Below are 15,004 nucleotides of genomic sequence, written 5' to 3' on the forward strand. Positions count from 1 at the left end.
ATAGGGTGTGAACCTGTGCGCGTCCTCGTGATCGGATCCGGTGCCCGCGAACATGCCCTGCTGCTGGGCCTGCGCAAAGATCCCCAGGTTGACTTCCTGGCCGTCGCGCCGGGTAACGCCGGCACCTCGGCGGTCGCCGAGCAGCATGACGTGGACGTCACCTCCGCCGAAGCCGTCACCGCACTGGCCCGCAAGCTCGAGATCGACCTGGTGGTCATCGGCCCCGAGGTGCCGTTGGTTCTCGGGGTGGCCGATGCGGTGCGCGCCGCCGGCATCGCCTGCTTCGGCCCGTCGAAGGACGCTTCCCGCATCGAAGGCTCCAAGGCGTTCGCCAAGGACGTGATGGCCACCGCCGGTGTGCGCACTGCCGGCAGCGAGACGGTCGACAACCCCGCCCGTCTGGATGCCGCGATGGACCGCTTCGGGCCTGCCGCCGGCCAACCCGCCTGGGTGGTCAAGGACGACGGACTGGCCGCAGGCAAGGGTGTGGTGGTCACCGCCGACCGCGACGTGGCCCGCGCGCACGCCGCCTCGCTGCTGGACTCCGGGCATCCGGTGCTGCTGGAGTCGTTCCTCGACGGACCCGAAGTGTCGCTGTTCTGTCTTGTCGACGGCGCGACGGTCGTACCGCTGCTGCCCGCCCAGGACTTCAAGCGGGTCGGCGACAATGACGCCGGGCCCAATACCGGTGGTATGGGCGCGTATTCGCCGCTGCCGTGGCTGACCGCGCAAGCGACGGCAGCCATCGTCAGCGGTGTCGTCGAACCCGTTGCCGCCGAACTGGTTCGGCGTGGTTGTCCGTTCTCCGGTCTGCTGTATGCGGGCCTGGCGATGACGTCGACCGGCCCGGCGGTGGTCGAGTTCAACTGCCGGTTCGGTGATCCCGAGACGCAGGCTGTGCTGGCCCTACTGGAGTCCCCGCTAGGCCAGCTGCTGCATGCCACGGCCACCGGAACGCTTGCCGACTTCAGCCCACTGCAATGGCACGACGGGTACGCCGTCACCGTCGTGGTGGCCGCCGAGAACTATCCGGGCCGTCCGCGGGTCGGTGACGTGATCACCGGCTCGGAGGCCGACGGTGTGCTGCATGCCGGCACCGCGCGCCGTGACGACGGCACGGTCATCTCCTCCGGCGGGCGGGTGCTTTCGGTCGTCGGCACCGGCGCCGACCTGGTGGCTGCGCGCGAAGCCGCCTACCGAACGTTGGGATCGATCCGCTTGCCCGGCAGCCATTTCCGCACCGACATCGGACTGGCAGCGGCCGAGGGGCGGATCACGCTAGCTTGACGGGCAGCCGCTTCACGCCGTGAATAACGTTGCTGTGCAAGTATTCCGGCTGGCCGACCTCGACCTCCGGTAGCCGGGTGAGCAGCTGGTGGAACAGCTGCCGCAGCTCAGTCCTGGCCAGGTTGGCGCCGAGGCAGAAATGCGGCCCACCGCCGCCGAACCCGAAGTGCGGATTGGGCGCACGGGTGATGTCGAATTCGCCCGGGCGGTCGAACACCGCCTCGTCACGGTTGGCCGAACAGTAGAACAGTGCGACCTTCTCACCGGCCTTGATCGTGGTGCCGGCCAGCTCGGTGTCGACCGTGGCATGCCGGGCGAAGTTGAGCACGGGGGTGGCCCAGCGGATGAACTCCTCGGCGGCGGCGGGGATCCGGGCATCGAAATCCTCGAGCAGCCAAGCCTTCTGGGCCGGACTGTCGGCGAGCGCCTTGAACGCGTGGGAGGTGGTCTGCTTGGTGGTGTCGTTGCCCGCCGCGGCCAGTAACACCATGAACGACCCGATCTGGATGTCGGTGAGCTGGTGGCCGTCCACCTCGGCGTTGACGATATTGGTCATCAGGTCGTCGTGCGGTTCGCGGCGGCGCAACTGGGCCAGCTCGATACCCGAGCTGGTCAGAATCCCGATCTGGGTCAGCGCGTGCACAGCGCGTTCCTCGAAACTGGCGTAGTCGTCATCGGTGGCGCTGAACAGGCTCTCGGCCGCGTACGCCACCGCTTCCTGGTCGGCGGGGGCGATGCCGATCATGTCCGAGACGGTCCGCATCGGAAGCTTGGCCGAGCACTCGGCGACGAAGTCGATTTCCGCACCGTCGCGCAGCTTTTCGATCAGCCGGTCGACGATATCGGCAGCATTGGCCTGAATCTGGGCCTCGATGCGGCGAACCTGCTTCGGCGTGAACGCCGCGCTGATCAGCCGCCGATACAGGGTGTGCTCCGGCGGGTCCATCGCCAGGAAGAAGCTGGTGGCCTGCTGCACCTCGGCGGGAAGGGGGTCGACGCTCATGCCCAGTGCCGAGCTGAAGATCTCGGTGTGCTGGCTGATGTACTTGATGTCGGCGTGGCGGGTGATCGCCCAGTATCCGGTCTCCGCGTGCGGGAAAACCGAGGACACCGGCGCATGCCAGGACAGCCCGTCGGCGGCGCGCAGTCGCGCGAAGGTGTGGTCGCGGGTGGCGAAGTCGGCGGTCCAGAAGTCCGGTGCCGAGATGTCCAGCGGGTGGTACGGCCGCGGCGAGAGCGGCAGGCTGTCGACGGTCATGATCTCCTCGGTGACGCTTGCCGGAAGGCTTATCGAATGGCTGACAGTAACAGCGACTGTAGACAATTCCAGAACGGGAGACAATCATGGCCGACGTGATACCGGACCGTCGTGCGGCGTTCAAGGCCGAGCGCGCCGACATGCTGGCCTTCTGCGCAGGCCTTGATCCCGCGGAGTGGCGGATGGACAGCCGCGCACAGGGCTGGCGCATCCAGGATGTTCTCGCCCACATGGGCACAGGCTGCCGCGCACCGTTCAGTCTTGGTGCGGCGAAGTTGATGCGGGGCAACGACATCGAGAACGCCAACGATCTGATGGTCGACAGCAGGCGGGATCGGGCGGCGCCGGACGTCCTCGCCGAGTACCGGCGCTGGAGCGCTGTCGTCGCCGTCGTGTTCCCGCTCGTGGCGGGCAGCCCGCTCGCCCGGGTCCGGATGCCGCTGGCCGACCTCGGTAGCTTCCCTGTCCGGATGCTGCCCAGTGCGATGGTCTTCGACCACCACACGCACCTGCGTCACGACATGGCGCCGGCGTTGGGGCGGCCCGCGCCGGGCACCGATGCCAACCGGATGTCCGTCGTCCTGGAATGGATGATGGCGGTGCTGTCGAACCAGGTGCGCGCTGCGGCCCCGGCATGGCTGGACCGTCCGCTGGCCCTCACGTTGACCGGGCCCGGCGGTGACACCTGGCGCGTCGCGCCCGACGGCTCGGTCGTGCTGGGTTCGCCGGACGGCTCGGCCGCACAGGTCACGGGTGTGGCGTGCGAGTTTCCGGAGTGGGGCACCCAGCGGGTCGGCTGGCGCGACCGGGATGTGCGGATCGTTGGCGAAATCGATTATGCGACAGCATTTCTCGACATCGTCAACGTGGTCTAGAGGCTGTTCACGCAGTCAAAAGGGGAGCCATCCAGGTCAGCTCGCCGGGCAGCTGCGAACTCCAGTAGCCGCCGTCGTGCCCGCCCGGTGAGAAGCCGCCGGCCGGCGGATGGGGCAGCTGCGCGATGAACTCTTTGGTCGCCGAGTAGAACGGGTCGCTGTTGCCGCAGTCGATCCGGACGGGGATCGACGCCAGCGCGGGCAGGCCGAAGACGGTGTTGGCGGCGAAGTCGTCGGCGCCGTCGAACGCGCCGGGTGCGGCCGCACCGGCCGCCAGCCACAGGGCCGGGCTGACCGCGGTGATTGCCGCCGTCCGGGCCGGACCCAGCCTGGCGCCGAGCAACAGCGCCCCGTAACCGCCCATCGACCACCCCAGGAAGGCGACTCGGGAGGTGTCCAGCCCCTGACCGCCGAGCATCGGGATCAGCTCGTCGAGCACCATGGCCCCGGAGTCTTCGCCGGAAGCGCGCTTGTGCCAGTAGCTCCCGCCACCGTCGACGGCGACCACAGCGAACGGCGGCAGCCCGGCCGCAACGGCCTGGGCCAGGCCCTGTTCGACCCCGCCTGCCATCACGCCTGCTGCGTCCTGGCCCTTGCCATGCAGGGCGATGACCGGCCGGAGCGGGGCAGTCTGTCCGGGCGGGCGGGCGATGGCCCAGTTGGTGTTGATGCCGCCGCGCGCGGCCGAGACGAACGAGCCGGTGACCATCGTCGGGGCGGGGGCGCCTGCCGGTGCCGGTTCGAGCGGGGCGGGCGGCAGCAATGGTGCGCCGACACCGGTCATCGCGACATCCGGCCCGGCCAGGTGTGCGGTGGACTCCAGCATGCGCCCGGCGGTGAAAGCGCCCGCGGCGCCTGCCACGGCTCCGGCGCCGAGTCGCAGAACAGCGCGACGGCTCAGGTTCGCCATTCGGCACATCATGCCATCGCGGGCAACTCAGCCTAGTGCCAGGTCAAGGCCAGGTTAATGATTCGGTGAAAGAGCGATGTCCGCTCGACGCTGCTGGCAGCATTGCTGAACGTGACAGCAGCGATGACCCCCAAGGGGGAACGACGACGGTATGCGCTGATCAGTGCTGCCGCCGAGCTGCTGCGCGAAGCCGGATTCGAGGCCGTGCGGCATCGAGCGGTGGCGCGTCGCGCGGGGCTGCCGTTGGCCTCGACCACCTACTACTTCTCGTCGCTCGACGACCTGGTACACAAGGCCGTCGAGTACATCTGCGCTGTCGAGACCGCGCAGCTGCGTGCCCGGGTCGACGCGCTTCCGCGCCGGCGGCGCGGCGCCGAGGCGACCGCCGACGTGTTGGTCGACCTGCTGGTCGGTGATGCGGACGGCGAGGCAAGCAGCGAAGAGCTGACCTCCCGCTACGAGCGCTACATCGCCTGCGCCCGCCAGCCCGAACTGCGGAACATCCAGCGCCGCCTGCTGCAGCAGCGCGTCGACGCCGCAGTTGAGGCGATCGGACGCTCGGGGCGCAATATGCGCGTCGACGTGGTGACCGCACTGGTCAACGCCGTCGACGGTGCGGTGGTCTCGGCACTGGTCAGCAATGGGGACGGCCCGCGCGAGCTGGCCAGGGACACGCTGATGAATGTGATCGACGTGTTGGCGCCGATCGATGAGCGCACCATCCGGGTGTAAGCGATTACGTTCGAAGGCATGGATTTCTCCGGGCTCGTCCGGCCGGCCGCGGAACTGCTCGATGGCGTGCTGGATCGGGCGTTGGTCGTCGGCTACACCAAGATCGGGTCCGGACTGCGCCGGCGTTGGTGGGCGCCCGACGCGGGTCCGCGGGCATTGGTGGGCAAGCGGGTGCTGATCACCGGGGCGACCGCGGGCATCGGCCTGGCGATGGCGCAGTCCTTTGCCGGACTGGGCGCCACGGTGCACTTGCTGGGCCGCAATACCGGCAAGGTGGATCGCGCGTCGGCCATGATCCGGGACTCTGTCGCCGACGCCCACGTCGTGACGGAAGTCTGCGACGTCTCCGACCTCGACGTGGTGCGCGAGTGGACGGCCGACTTCGCCGACCGCGTGCCTGCCCTGAATGGATTGGTGCACAACGCCGGGGTGATGCCCAAGGACCGCATCCTGACGCCCCAGGGCCATGAGGTGCAGCTGGCCACTCACGTCCTTGGCCCCCATCTGATCACCGAGCGCCTGCTGCCACTGCTGCGCGCGGCCGGCGGCGCCTCGGTGGTGTTCGTGTCCTCCGGCGGTATGTATGGCTCGCCGTTGGTGGTCGACGATCTGGAGTCGCGGCGCGGCTACAACGGGGTGCGGGCCTATGCGCGCACCAAGAGGATGCAAGTGGTGCTGGCGGATTCGTGGGCGCGCCGGCTGGCCGGAACCGAGATCCGGGTGGAGAGCATGCACCCGGGCTGGGTCGATACCCCCGGGGTGGCTGAGTCCTTGCCGCGTTTCCGCGCCGTCACCCGGCCGCTGCTGCGCGACGTCGTCGACGGCGCCGACACCGCGGTGTGGCTGGTGGCCACCCGGCCGGAATCCAAGCCGGGGCACTTCTGGCACGACCGCAGCCAGCGGCCGACGACGTTCGGCTGGCAGCGTCACGAAAACCCGGTCAAGGTGCGCCGCTTGCTGGAACAGGTCAGCCGCCTGACCGGAACTTCGGAAGCCTGGTCGGGCCTGCGCGCCTAGTCGGGACCGGGCTGCAACCGCTTTAGCCGGGTCTGGAGCAGTGCCACGCGATGCGCGTTGCCCGATAGTGCGACGTAGCGTTCGGCGAACGCAGCCAGCAGGGCGTCGTCCAAGCGGCGCACCGCACCTGCCGGGAAGCGGTAATCCATTTTCTCGTTGACGGCATCGGTGTCGAGGTTGGTCAGCAGCTCCTCGAGGGCGTCCAGGGTCAGGATGCCCAGCTCGCCGAGCAAGTCGGAGATCCATGCGTAATGCTCGGTGCGGGACCAGCCCGCCTCGGGGAAGCGGTGCCCCAGATACGTGGCCAGCACGGGCGTCGCAATGCCCACGCCCGTGACGGCCGGCGTGTGGTCGTCGGCCATCGACGCCCGCAATCGATCGCGGATCTCGGTGAACTCCCGGTCGGCCAGCTCGAGCAGGCCCGCCGCCAGCGTGAAGCGCCGATCGAGCTCCGGCGCGTCCTGCTCGGGGACCGTGCCCTTGTAGCGGATGTCGTGTTCGAACTCTGCCCACGCGTGTTGCAGAACGGTGCGCACCTGCACCGACGCCGGCTGCGTCTCGCCGTCGACGGCGACCAGCAGGTGTCGACTCGCGTAGCCCCACCGGCCCTCGCGGGCCGTCACCTGTCCCATGTCGAGATCGGCCAGGACGTCGAGTTCTTGCGCCAGCACGGTGCCGACCGCCGTCACGTCCTCGCGCAGGTAGGTGATGACCCGCACGCCGACCTGGTCGGTGATCTCGGTCGACGGGTCGGTGTAGAGCCGCTGGCCGTGGCTGCTGCGATCGGCCTTGGCCGCGAACGACGCGACGCTCTTGGTCCGTGCCGTGACGCTGAGGTAGTTGATGCCCGCGTCGTCCAGCAGGCGCTTCACCAGCGCAAGGTAGTGCTCGGTGGTGGCGATCAGGGCGGGCCGCCGCTCGGCGTAGCGGGCGACGGCGTCGCTGACCACGCCCGGTGTCGGCTCCGGTGGCGCCGGGGACAGGTCGGGCGGCAGCGTCGGCGTCACGATGTAGCCGGTCGCGAAGTCTCCGTAGGTGGTCACCGACGCGGGCCGGCGCGTCGCGTAGAGCCCGACGTAGGCACACACCACCGCGTCGATCGGATCCTCGGCTCGTCGCAGTTCGCTCTTGCGCTGCGCGTCCTCGACGGTGCGGCGCATCTCGATCCATTCCGGATGATCGCTGACCCGAAGGGGCACCGAGGCCTGGGCGAGTCGTTCGATCTCGTCCATCAGCCGCAGGAGTTCGGTACGCAGTTGTTTGAAGTCGCGGCCCTGCTTGTTCTTGTACTTGAGCGTGCGACCGAGCCGGAACAGCACGACCGTGGCCGGGTGCGGGTAGACCTCGATGGCCCGCCGCGATGCCCGCGACTGCGGGTCCATGTCCAGACCGAGCGCTTCGGCGATCCGGGCGCCGCGCGGTGTGCCTGCGAATTCGGGCTTTCCGGTGTTCGACGGGTGCGCGCCGGCCTCGAACTTGGCGAAGTCGCGGTTCAGTTCCGTCTCGCAACCCCGTTGGCCGCTCGGGTTCGTCACCACCAGGGGAGCGTCGATGGCGACCAGGCAGGCGCCGTCGACATAGGGCCGCACTTCGGCCAGGATGCTCGAATCGTCTTGCGCGGTGGCGATATGAACGAGCCGGCCGTCGGCGTCGAGCACGGCGACTCCGGTGGGCTTGCGTTCACCCCAGGCCAGGTCCAGGCCGACAAAGTGCATCCGTCTACCTTGCCGTACCAGGGTCGTAAGCTGTGTCATTGTGACGATCCCGAATGTCCTGGCCGGACGGTATGCCAGCGCGGATATGGTCGCGATCTGGTCGCCCGAAGCCAAGATCGTCGCCGAACGCAAACTCTGGCTCGCGGTGCTGCGCGCCCAGTCCGAACTCGGCGTGAGCGTTCCCGACGGCGTTCTCGAGGATTACGAGCGCGTGCTCGACCACGTCGACCTGGCGTCGATCGCCGCGCGGGAACGGGTCACCCGCCACGACGTCAAGGCCCGTATCGAGGAATTCAACGCGTTGGCCGGCCACGAACACGTGCACAAGGGCATGACCAGTCGCGACCTCACCGAGAACGTCGAGCAGCTGCAGATCCGCCGGTCGCTGCAACTCGTGCACGCCCACGGCGTGGCCGTCGTGGCGCGGCTTGCCGAGGGTGCGGTGCTGTACCGCGACGTGGTGATGGCCGGCCGCAGTCACAACGTTGCCGCCCAGGCCACCACGTTGGGGAAGCGGTTCGCATCGGCCGCCGAGGAGACGCTGAACGCGTTGACGCGGATCGCCGAACTGATCGAGCGCTATCCGCTGCGCGGCATCAAGGGTCCGATGGGGACCGCCCAGGACATGCTCGACCTGTTCGACGGCGACGCCGGCCGGCTGGCCGAGCTGGAACGCCGGGTCGCCGAATTCCTGGGATTCAACGGCGTTTTCACCAGTGTCGGGCAGGTGTACCCGCGGTCGTTGGACCACGATGTGGTGTCGGCGCTGGTTCAGCTGGGTGCCGGCCCGTCGTCGTTCGCCCACACCGTGCGGCTGATGGCCGGCCATGAACTGGTGACCGAAGGATTCGCCGCGGGGCAGGTCGGTTCGTCGGCGATGCCGCACAAGATGAACACCCGCAGCTGCGAGCGAGTCAACGGGCTGCAGGTGGTGCTGCGCGGCTACGGGTCGATGGCCGCGGAACTGGCTGGCGCGCAATGGAATGAGGGTGACGTCTTTTGCTCGGTGGTGCGCCGGGTGGCGCTGCCGGACGCCTTCTTCGCCGTCGACGGACAGATCGAGACGTTCCTGACGGTGCTCGACGAGTTCGGCGCCTACCCCGCCGTGATCCAGCGCGAGCTCGATCGGTACCTGCCGTTCCTGGCGACCACCAAGGTCCTGATCGCGGCGGTGCGGGCCGGTGTGGGCCGGGAGACGGCGCACGAGGTGATCAAGGAGCACGCGGTGGCCGTCGCGCTGGCGATGCGCGAGAAAGGTGCCGAGCCGGATCTGTTGGACCGCTTGGCCGCCGACGAACGGCTGCCGCTGGATCGGGTGGCGCTGGATGCCGCCCTGGCCGACAAGGGGGCCTTCATCGGGGCGGCGGCAAGTCAGGTCGACCAGGTGGTCGCCGCCGTGGACGAGCTGGTCAGCGCGTATCCCGACGCGGCCAAGTACACCCCCGGCGCGATCCTCTAAAACATATGCTGCTCAGCGAGATTGACTTCACCGACCTTGACAACTTCGCCGAAGGCTTCCCGCATGAGCTGTTCGCGATCCACCGCAGGGACGCGCCGGTCTACTGGCATGAGCCGACCGAGAACACCCCGGACGGCGAGGGCTTCTGGTCGGTGGCAACCTATGCGGAAACCCTTGCCGTGCTTCGTGATCAGGACACCTATTCCTCGGTGACCGGCGGCGAGCGCCCCTTCGGGGGCACGCTTTTGCAAGACTTGCCGGTCGCCGGTCAGGTGCTCAACATGATGGACGATCCGCGCCACACGCACATCCGGCGGCTGGTGAGCTCGGGTCTGACGCCGCGGATGATCAGCCGGGTCGAGGACGATCTGCGCAGCCGTGCCCGTGCGCTGCTGGACGCCGTACAGCCCGGGGTGGCCTTGGACTTTCTTGTCGAGATTGCCGCCGAGCTGCCGATGCAGATGATCTGCATCCTGCTGGGAGTTCCTGAGACCGAACGGCATTGGCTGTTTCACGCAATCGAGCCCAGTTTCGACTTCGGCGACTCCCGCAAAGGTGAGGTCGGGAAGCTGTCCATCGAGGAGGCGGGATCGCGGATCTTCGCCTACGGTACCGAGCTGATCGCCAAGAAGCGCGCCGAGCCCGGCGACGACATGCTCTCGGTGGTGGCCAATGCCACCGTCGACGACCCGGATGCGCCATCGCTATCGGACATCGAGCTGTACCTGTTCTTCAATCTGCTGTTCAGTGCCGGGGCGGAGACGACGCGCAACTCGATCGCCGGTGGGCTGCTGACCCTGGCGCAGAATCCCGATCAGTGCCGTCGGCTGAAGGCAGAGCCCGAGCTGTTGCCGACCGCGGTGGAGGAGATGGTCCGGTGGTCCTCGCCGTCACCGTCGAAGCGGCGCACCGCGACTCGTGACACCGAGCTCGGCGGGTGTTCGATCCGGGCCGGTCAGAAGGTGCTGGTCTGGGAAGGTTCGGCCAACCGCGACGCATCGGTGTTCGACGATGCGGATACCTTTGATGTCGCTCGTAAACGGAATCCGCACTTGGGATTTGGTCAGGGAGTGCACTACTGCCTTGGTGCCAATCTGGCTCGGCTGGAGTTGCGCGTGCTCTACGAGGAGCTGCTGAGCCGCTTCTCGGAGATCACGGTGGTCAAGCCGGTGGAGTGGGCTCGAAGCAACCGGCACACCGGTATTCGGCACCTGTTCGTGGAACTCGCCTGACATGCGTCCGCCGCCCGATGTGTTCGCGGCGGTGATGGCCACGGGCATTATCTCGATTGCGGCTGCCGATCACGAGTACCGCTGGATCAGCCTGGGGCTGGCGGTGATTGCCGCGTGTGCGTTGCCGGTGCTCGTCGTCGTGTGCGCGGTGTCGTGGCGACGGTCCCCGCTGGATGTCCGTGACCCGGACGTGCTGTTGCGCTTGTTCACCTTTGTGGCGGCGTGCGCGGTGCTGGGTGCGCGGCTGGCCGAGTGGCGAGTCGTGCTGTGGGTGTTGGCCGCTCTGGCACTGCAGTTCTGGCTGACTCTGGCTCCGATGGTGGCCCGGCGGATGTGGCGAAACCGCTGGACCGGGCTGCGCGACCGCGCACACGGTGCGTGGGAGCTGGCCAGTGTGGCGACGTCGGGGCTGGCGATCCTGTCCGCCGACCTACGCTGGCTGTTCGGCGCGCTGTTGTTCTGGGCGCTGGCCCTGTTGGTCTACGCCGTGATGACGGTCTTCATTCTCTGGCGGGCCCTGCACGAACGGCTCAATCCCGGCGGCTTCGAACCCGACGGTTGGATCTTGATGGGCGGCCTGGCAATTGCGACGCTGGCAGGTGATCACATCCACCGGGTCTTGGCTTCGGATACGGTCGCCGCGATCATCGTGCTCACCTGGGCGCTGGCGACCCTGTGGATCCCGGTGCTGGTGTACTTCGGCATCCGGCGCATCAACTCCGGCCCGGATGCGCTGCGGTTCAGGGGTATCTGGTGGGCGATGGTGTTCCCGCTCGGCATGTACTCGGCGGCGACGTTCGCACTGGCGCGGGAAACGACGGTGGCGGCCTTCGTCACGGTGTCGCTGGTGTTCTTCTGGGTGGCCTTCGCCGTGTGGCTGACGGTAGCCGTCGGCGCCGTGCTCAAGCTGCGGTCACATCACGGCGTGACCGGCGTCGACGGGTAACGCCACGCCGGTGATGTAGCGCGCCTTCGGGCCGGCCAGAAACACGACGGCGTTGGTGACGTCCTCGGCCTCAACGAATGGAACGGGCAGCAGATTGGCCGACAGCGCGGCCCCGTTGGGGTTCTCCTGGAAGGTGCGCAGGGTGTGGTCGTTGAGGATCATCGGAGTGCCCACCCCGCTGGGGTGCACGGTGTTGACCCGAATATTGTGCTGGGCATAGGCATTGGCTGCCGAGCGCATCAGGCCCACCACGCCATGCTTGGCCGCCGCGTAGGCGAACATTGCCGCACTGCCATCGCCACCCTTTCCGACCAGGCCCTGCGCGGAGCTGGTCAAGATGATGGAACCGCCACGCCCCTTGCGGATGATGGAGGGCACGGTGGCCGCGATGGTGTGCCACACGCCGTTGAGATTGGTGTCGACGATGTCGTGGTACAGCTGCTCGTCGATCGGCTCCTTGCGGCCGATCGCCACCACCCCGGCGTTGGCCACCACGATGTCGATATCGCCGAGCGTGTCCACGCCGCTCTGCACGCCGGCGCGCAGGGCGTCCAGGTCGCGGACGTCGGCGATCACCGGCACCACTCGGCGACCCTGGGCCTCGACCAGTCGGACGGTCTCCTCGAGATCTTCCTTGGTGGCCAGCGGATAGGGGATCGAGTCGATGTCGGCGCAGCGGTCGATGGCGATGATGTCGGCGCCCTCGGCGGCGAGGGCCACGGCGTGGCTCCTGCCCTGACCGCGGGCCGCGCCGGTGATTACTGCGACGGTATCGATGAGCTCTGGCACGACGCGGACTCTAACCGATCCGGTCAGCGAGTCGATAGAAACTGCGTGTAGTCGTCGAACAGGCTCACTGGCCGGCGCCGATGAAGTCGGCGCACCGCTCGCCGACCATGATCGCCGGTGCATTGGTGTTGGCGCGCGGGATGCATGGGAATACCGACGCGTCGGCCACCCGCAATCCTTGTACGCCATGCACTTTCAGCTTCTCGTCCAGGACGCTGCCCGGGTCGGCACCCATGGCGGCCGAGCAGGCGGGGTGGCCGGTGGTGGCCACCGAACTTCGCACCCACGCCTCGATCTGGTCGTCGGTGACGACATCGGGCCCGGGATGCAGTTCTGCGGTGATCACCGAGCCGAACGGCTCGGTGGCCACGATCTCCCTGGTGCGCCGCACCACCCGGATGAACGCCTGCACGTCGTCGGGGTGGGCCAGTGTGTTGAGCCGGATCTCCGGCGCGTCATGGGGATCCGCCGATTGCGCCAGCACCGTCCCCCGGCTCTTGGGGGTCCAGTAGGACTGCAGCACCGAGGATGCGCGGCGCAGTTCCTGCTCCATCGCCACGAGGTTGACATAGCTGGGCGCGTGGATCAGCTGGAAATCCGGTGCCGGCAACTCCGAGTGTGACCGGATGTGCGCGAGTGCCTCCATGGCATTGCTGGTCATCTTGCCCGTGCGGCGAAACAGCCAGCGCAGCAACCACTGTGGCTTCTGGGCGTCGGACAGCCCGATAAAGCGAGGCTGCACATCCCAGCTCATCGCCGTCGCCGGATGGTCGGTGAGATTGGTCCCCACCAAGGGGCTTTCGACGGCCGGGGTGATGCCCACCGAACGCAGATGCTCCGCCGCCCCGATGCCGGACAGCTGCAGCAACTGAGGCGTCCCGTACGCGCCGGCCGACAGAATGATCTCGCGGTTCGCCCCGGCAATCACTCGCCGGCCCTTACGTTCGTACTCCACGCCGACCGCGCGCCCGTCGCGGATCACCACCCGGTGCACCAACGCCCCGGTCACCACGCTGAAGTTCGAACGACGCCGCGCCGCAGGAAGATATGCCCGCGCGGTGTTCCAGCGCTGCCCCTTCCAGACCGTCACCGGAGCGATGGACGTGCCGTCGAGATTCGGTCCGCCGAGATCCTCGTTGTCGGAGACACCGGCGGCCCGCGCGGCCGCGATCCACCGGGTGGATGTCACATCGGGCTCGGCCAGTCGGGTCACCCGGATCGGGCCCGAGGTCCCATGCGCCGGGGCGCCGAGGTAGTGCGATTCGATGCGGCGGAACACCGGCTCGACATCCGACCAGCCCCAGCCCGGCAGCTGCCAGCCGTCGTAGTCGAGTTGGGTGCCGCGCACCCACACCATCGCGTTCATCGAACTGGTGCCGCCGAGCACCCGGCCCCGGGGCTGCGGGATGGTGCGGCCGTCGCACGCGGGCTCGGGGACCGAGCTGTAGTCCCAGTCGGTGGGCCCGCCCATCTGCGCGGCGTAGGCCAGCGGCGCGCGCACGGTGAGCCGGCGGTCCGAGCCGCCGGCCTCCAGCAGCAGGACGGTGGATGTTCCAGCGGCCAGGCGGCCGGCCAGCGCGCAGCCCGCCGAGCCGGCACCGATCACGATGTAGTCGTAGTCAGCCACAGGTGCGGACGCTAGCCCCCGTCGACCTCGATCGCGTGCTCGGGGCAATCGTGGGCGGCCTTGGTGACGAGATCGGTGTACTGCTCGGGGATCTCATCGAGCACCACCTCGGCGAAGCCGTCAGCGGTCCACGCGAACACCTCCGCGCAGATCGACACGCAGTCACCATGTCCCGCGCAGCGGTCGGAATCGACGGAGGCTTTCACGAGGCGAGCATAAGGTCGACCATCGCGACTTGGGCGCGGTTTCGTGCGCTCAGCGCTCGTTAGCGCGCCGAAATGGCGGCGCGGACCTGGGCGACGACACGCTCTGGCTCTTGGGTGAGGTCCAGCCAGGTGAATCGCAGTACCTGCCAGCCCTGCAGTGCGAGCCGGTTCTGTCGAACGCGGTCGTTCTGAAACGCGGCATGGTCACTATGGAAGGCCCAACCGTCAATCTCGATCGCAACGTGGTGAGCCGGAAATGCAATATCGACAAGGTAATTGCCGACCGCGAAGTTGACCCGCCAGCCCCTGATGCCGGCGCGCTTGAGCAACTGAATCGCCAAGCGTTCGGCCTCGGAGCGTGCACCACCGGCGGCGGCGTCGAGGAGGCGTTGACCTTGCGCGGACCCCTGTCTGCGCCGGTTACGGGCGTGAGCTCGTTCGAGATCGCATAGCTCTACTCGACGTTGCAGCGCCGTGTCCAGGATGGCGGGACCGCCACCGCGGCGAACTGCCGCTTCGATGACGGTCAATGGCAGTGCCGTCACGCGCAAGTCGCGGTGTTCGACAATGTCCACCTCGAGAGGTCACGCCGCCGCAACCGAGTCCCGGGGGCTGGGCGGCCGTGGCTGTTCCGGGGCACCGTGATCTCGACGATCTCTGGCGCAATCGTCATCAAACCCAACCACCACGCGGCCGCGAGCCCGCTCGCCGTCGCGCGGTCACCGCGGCTCCACACCGCCGACCGAATTCTTGCTGCGGTGGTGAAGGGACGGTCATCGGCGAAGTACACCCCGGGTGCGCACCGCCGCCACTGACCTGCCCGGACCCGACGTCGAACAGCGAACTCGCTCAACCCCACACGGCGCGCCTGGGCCAACGTGACGACTCCGTCTTGGCGGCGTAGGTAATCCTCGAGCACATAGCTTCTGACGCGTCGGCAGCTGCGCAGGT

Annotated in this window: 13 protein-coding genes and 1 pseudogene; 7 read left to right on the plus strand and 7 right to left on the minus strand. The window is 68.1% G+C overall.

The genetic code is table 11. The features are described 5' to 3' along the window. Nucleotides 1-15 precede the first annotated feature (15 nt). Nucleotides 16-1,287 (plus strand): phosphoribosylamine--glycine ligase, encoded by a 1,272-nt coding sequence (gene purD / locus SLQ31_RS04320; protein WP_319429969.1) that lies wholly within the window; start codon nt 16-18, stop codon nt 1,285-1,287. Here purD and SLQ31_RS04325 read toward each other — a convergent pair. After that, on the minus strand, nt 1,274-2,545 hold the full coding sequence (locus SLQ31_RS04325; RefSeq protein WP_319429971.1) for a cytochrome P450: 1,272 nt from the start codon (nt 2,543-2,545) through the stop codon (nt 1,274-1,276). The genes purD and SLQ31_RS04325 overlap by 14 nt on opposite strands. 86 nt (nt 2,546-2,631) lie before the next feature. Between SLQ31_RS04325 and SLQ31_RS04330 the strand changes: the two genes are divergently transcribed. After that, nucleotides 2,632-3,420 (plus strand): maleylpyruvate isomerase N-terminal domain-containing protein, encoded by a 789-nt coding sequence (locus SLQ31_RS04330; RefSeq protein ID WP_319429973.1) that lies wholly within the window; start codon nt 2,632-2,634, stop codon nt 3,418-3,420. 7 nt (nt 3,421-3,427) lie between these two features. Here SLQ31_RS04330 and SLQ31_RS04335 read toward each other — a convergent pair whose 3' ends face one another. Then, on the minus strand, nt 3,428-4,330 hold the full coding sequence (locus SLQ31_RS04335) for an alpha/beta hydrolase (protein ID WP_413641509.1): 903 nt from the start codon (nt 4,328-4,330) through the stop codon (nt 3,428-3,430). Nucleotides 4,331-4,432: 102 nt separating this feature from the next. Here SLQ31_RS04335 and SLQ31_RS04340 point away from each other — a divergent pair, with 102 nt between their 5' ends. Both SLQ31_RS04340 and SLQ31_RS04345 read left to right on the plus strand, forming a co-directional pair. Then, entirely contained in the window at nt 4,433-5,062 is a 630-nt protein-coding gene (locus SLQ31_RS04340) for a TetR/AcrR family transcriptional regulator (protein WP_319429977.1), read from the plus strand. Nucleotides 5,063-5,080: 18 nt separating this feature from the next. After that, nucleotides 5,081-6,079 carry an SDR family NAD(P)-dependent oxidoreductase gene (locus SLQ31_RS04345; protein WP_319429978.1) on the plus strand — a complete coding sequence of 333 codons (999 nt, stop codon included), beginning with the start codon at nt 5,081-5,083 and terminating at the stop codon, nt 6,077-6,079. Here the strand turns inward: SLQ31_RS04345 and relZ are convergent. Further along, nucleotides 6,076-7,794, minus strand: a complete 1,719-nt coding sequence (gene relZ / locus SLQ31_RS04350) for a bifunctional ribonuclease/(p)ppGpp synthase (RefSeq protein WP_319429980.1) — start codon at nt 7,792-7,794, stop codon at nt 6,076-6,078. The genes SLQ31_RS04345 and relZ overlap by 4 nt on opposite strands. A gap of 40 nt (nt 7,795-7,834) precedes the next feature. Here relZ and purB point away from each other — a divergent pair, with 40 nt between their 5' ends. Genes purB through SLQ31_RS04365 form a run of 3 tightly spaced genes read left to right on the plus strand, consistent with a single transcriptional unit; the run spans nt 7,835 to nt 11,431 of the window. After that, nucleotides 7,835-9,253 carry an adenylosuccinate lyase gene (purB, locus tag SLQ31_RS04355; RefSeq protein WP_319429982.1) on the plus strand — a complete coding sequence of 473 codons (1,419 nt, stop codon included), beginning with the start codon at nt 7,835-7,837 and terminating at the stop codon, nt 9,251-9,253. A 5-nt stretch (nt 9,254-9,258) separates the two neighbouring features. Beyond that, entirely contained in the window at nt 9,259-10,485 is a 1,227-nt protein-coding gene (locus SLQ31_RS04360) for a cytochrome P450 (protein ID WP_319429984.1), read from the plus strand. 1 nt (nt 10,486) lies between these two features. Further along, nucleotides 10,487-11,431, plus strand: a complete 945-nt coding sequence (locus SLQ31_RS04365) for a tellurite resistance/C4-dicarboxylate transporter family protein (protein WP_319429986.1) — start codon at nt 10,487-10,489, stop codon at nt 11,429-11,431. Here SLQ31_RS04365 and SLQ31_RS04370 read toward each other — a convergent pair. From SLQ31_RS04370 to SLQ31_RS04385, 4 genes and pseudogenes are all read right to left on the minus strand, one after another. Continuing rightward, the gene (locus SLQ31_RS04370; protein ID WP_319429988.1) at nt 11,399-12,220 is read right to left on the minus strand and encodes a mycofactocin-coupled SDR family oxidoreductase; all 822 of its coding nucleotides are present in this window, start codon (nt 12,218-12,220) and stop codon (nt 11,399-11,401) included. The genes SLQ31_RS04365 and SLQ31_RS04370 overlap by 33 nt on opposite strands. A 64-nt stretch (nt 12,221-12,284) precedes the next feature. Next, nucleotides 12,285-13,847: a GMC family oxidoreductase gene (locus SLQ31_RS04375; protein ID WP_319429990.1), complete on the minus strand. Its 1,563-nt coding sequence runs from the start codon at nt 13,845-13,847 to the stop codon at nt 12,285-12,287. An 11-nt stretch (nt 13,848-13,858) separates the two neighbouring features. Continuing rightward, entirely contained in the window at nt 13,859-14,053 is a 195-nt protein-coding gene (locus tag SLQ31_RS04380) for a ferredoxin (protein WP_319429992.1), read from the minus strand. A gap of 59 nt (nt 14,054-14,112) precedes the next feature. Next, nucleotides 14,113-14,972, minus strand: a pseudogene (locus SLQ31_RS04385) (DUF559 domain-containing protein). Nucleotides 14,973-15,004 lie beyond the last annotated feature (32 nt).

Origin of the sequence: Mycobacterium sp. RTGN5 (assembly GCF_033804465.1) — a bacterium.
In the GTDB taxonomy this organism is placed as follows: domain Bacteria; phylum Actinomycetota; class Actinomycetes; order Mycobacteriales; family Mycobacteriaceae; genus Mycobacterium.

Coding starts and splice junctions, on each gene's coding strand:
- SLQ31_RS04330 (WP_319429973.1), top strand. CDS start 2,632: ATGGCCGACGTGATACCGGACCGTCGTGCGGCGTTCAAGGCCGAGCGC.
- SLQ31_RS04365 (WP_319429986.1), top strand. CDS start 10,487: ATGCGTCCGCCGCCCGATGTGTTCGCGGCGGTGATGGCCACGGGCATT.
- SLQ31_RS04360 (WP_319429984.1), top strand. CDS start 9,259: ATGCTGCTCAGCGAGATTGACTTCACCGACCTTGACAACTTCGCCGAA.
- relZ (WP_319429980.1), bottom strand. CDS start 7,794: ATGCACTTTGTCGGCCTGGACCTGGCCTGGGGTGAACGCAAGCCCACC.
- SLQ31_RS04325 (WP_319429971.1), bottom strand. CDS start 2,545: ATGACCGTCGACAGCCTGCCGCTCTCGCCGCGGCCGTACCACCCGCTG.
- SLQ31_RS04335 (WP_413641509.1), bottom strand. CDS start 4,330: ATGGCGAACCTGAGCCGTCGCGCTGTTCTGCGACTCGGCGCCGGAGCC.
- SLQ31_RS04345 (WP_319429978.1), top strand. CDS start 5,081: ATGGATTTCTCCGGGCTCGTCCGGCCGGCCGCGGAACTGCTCGATGGC.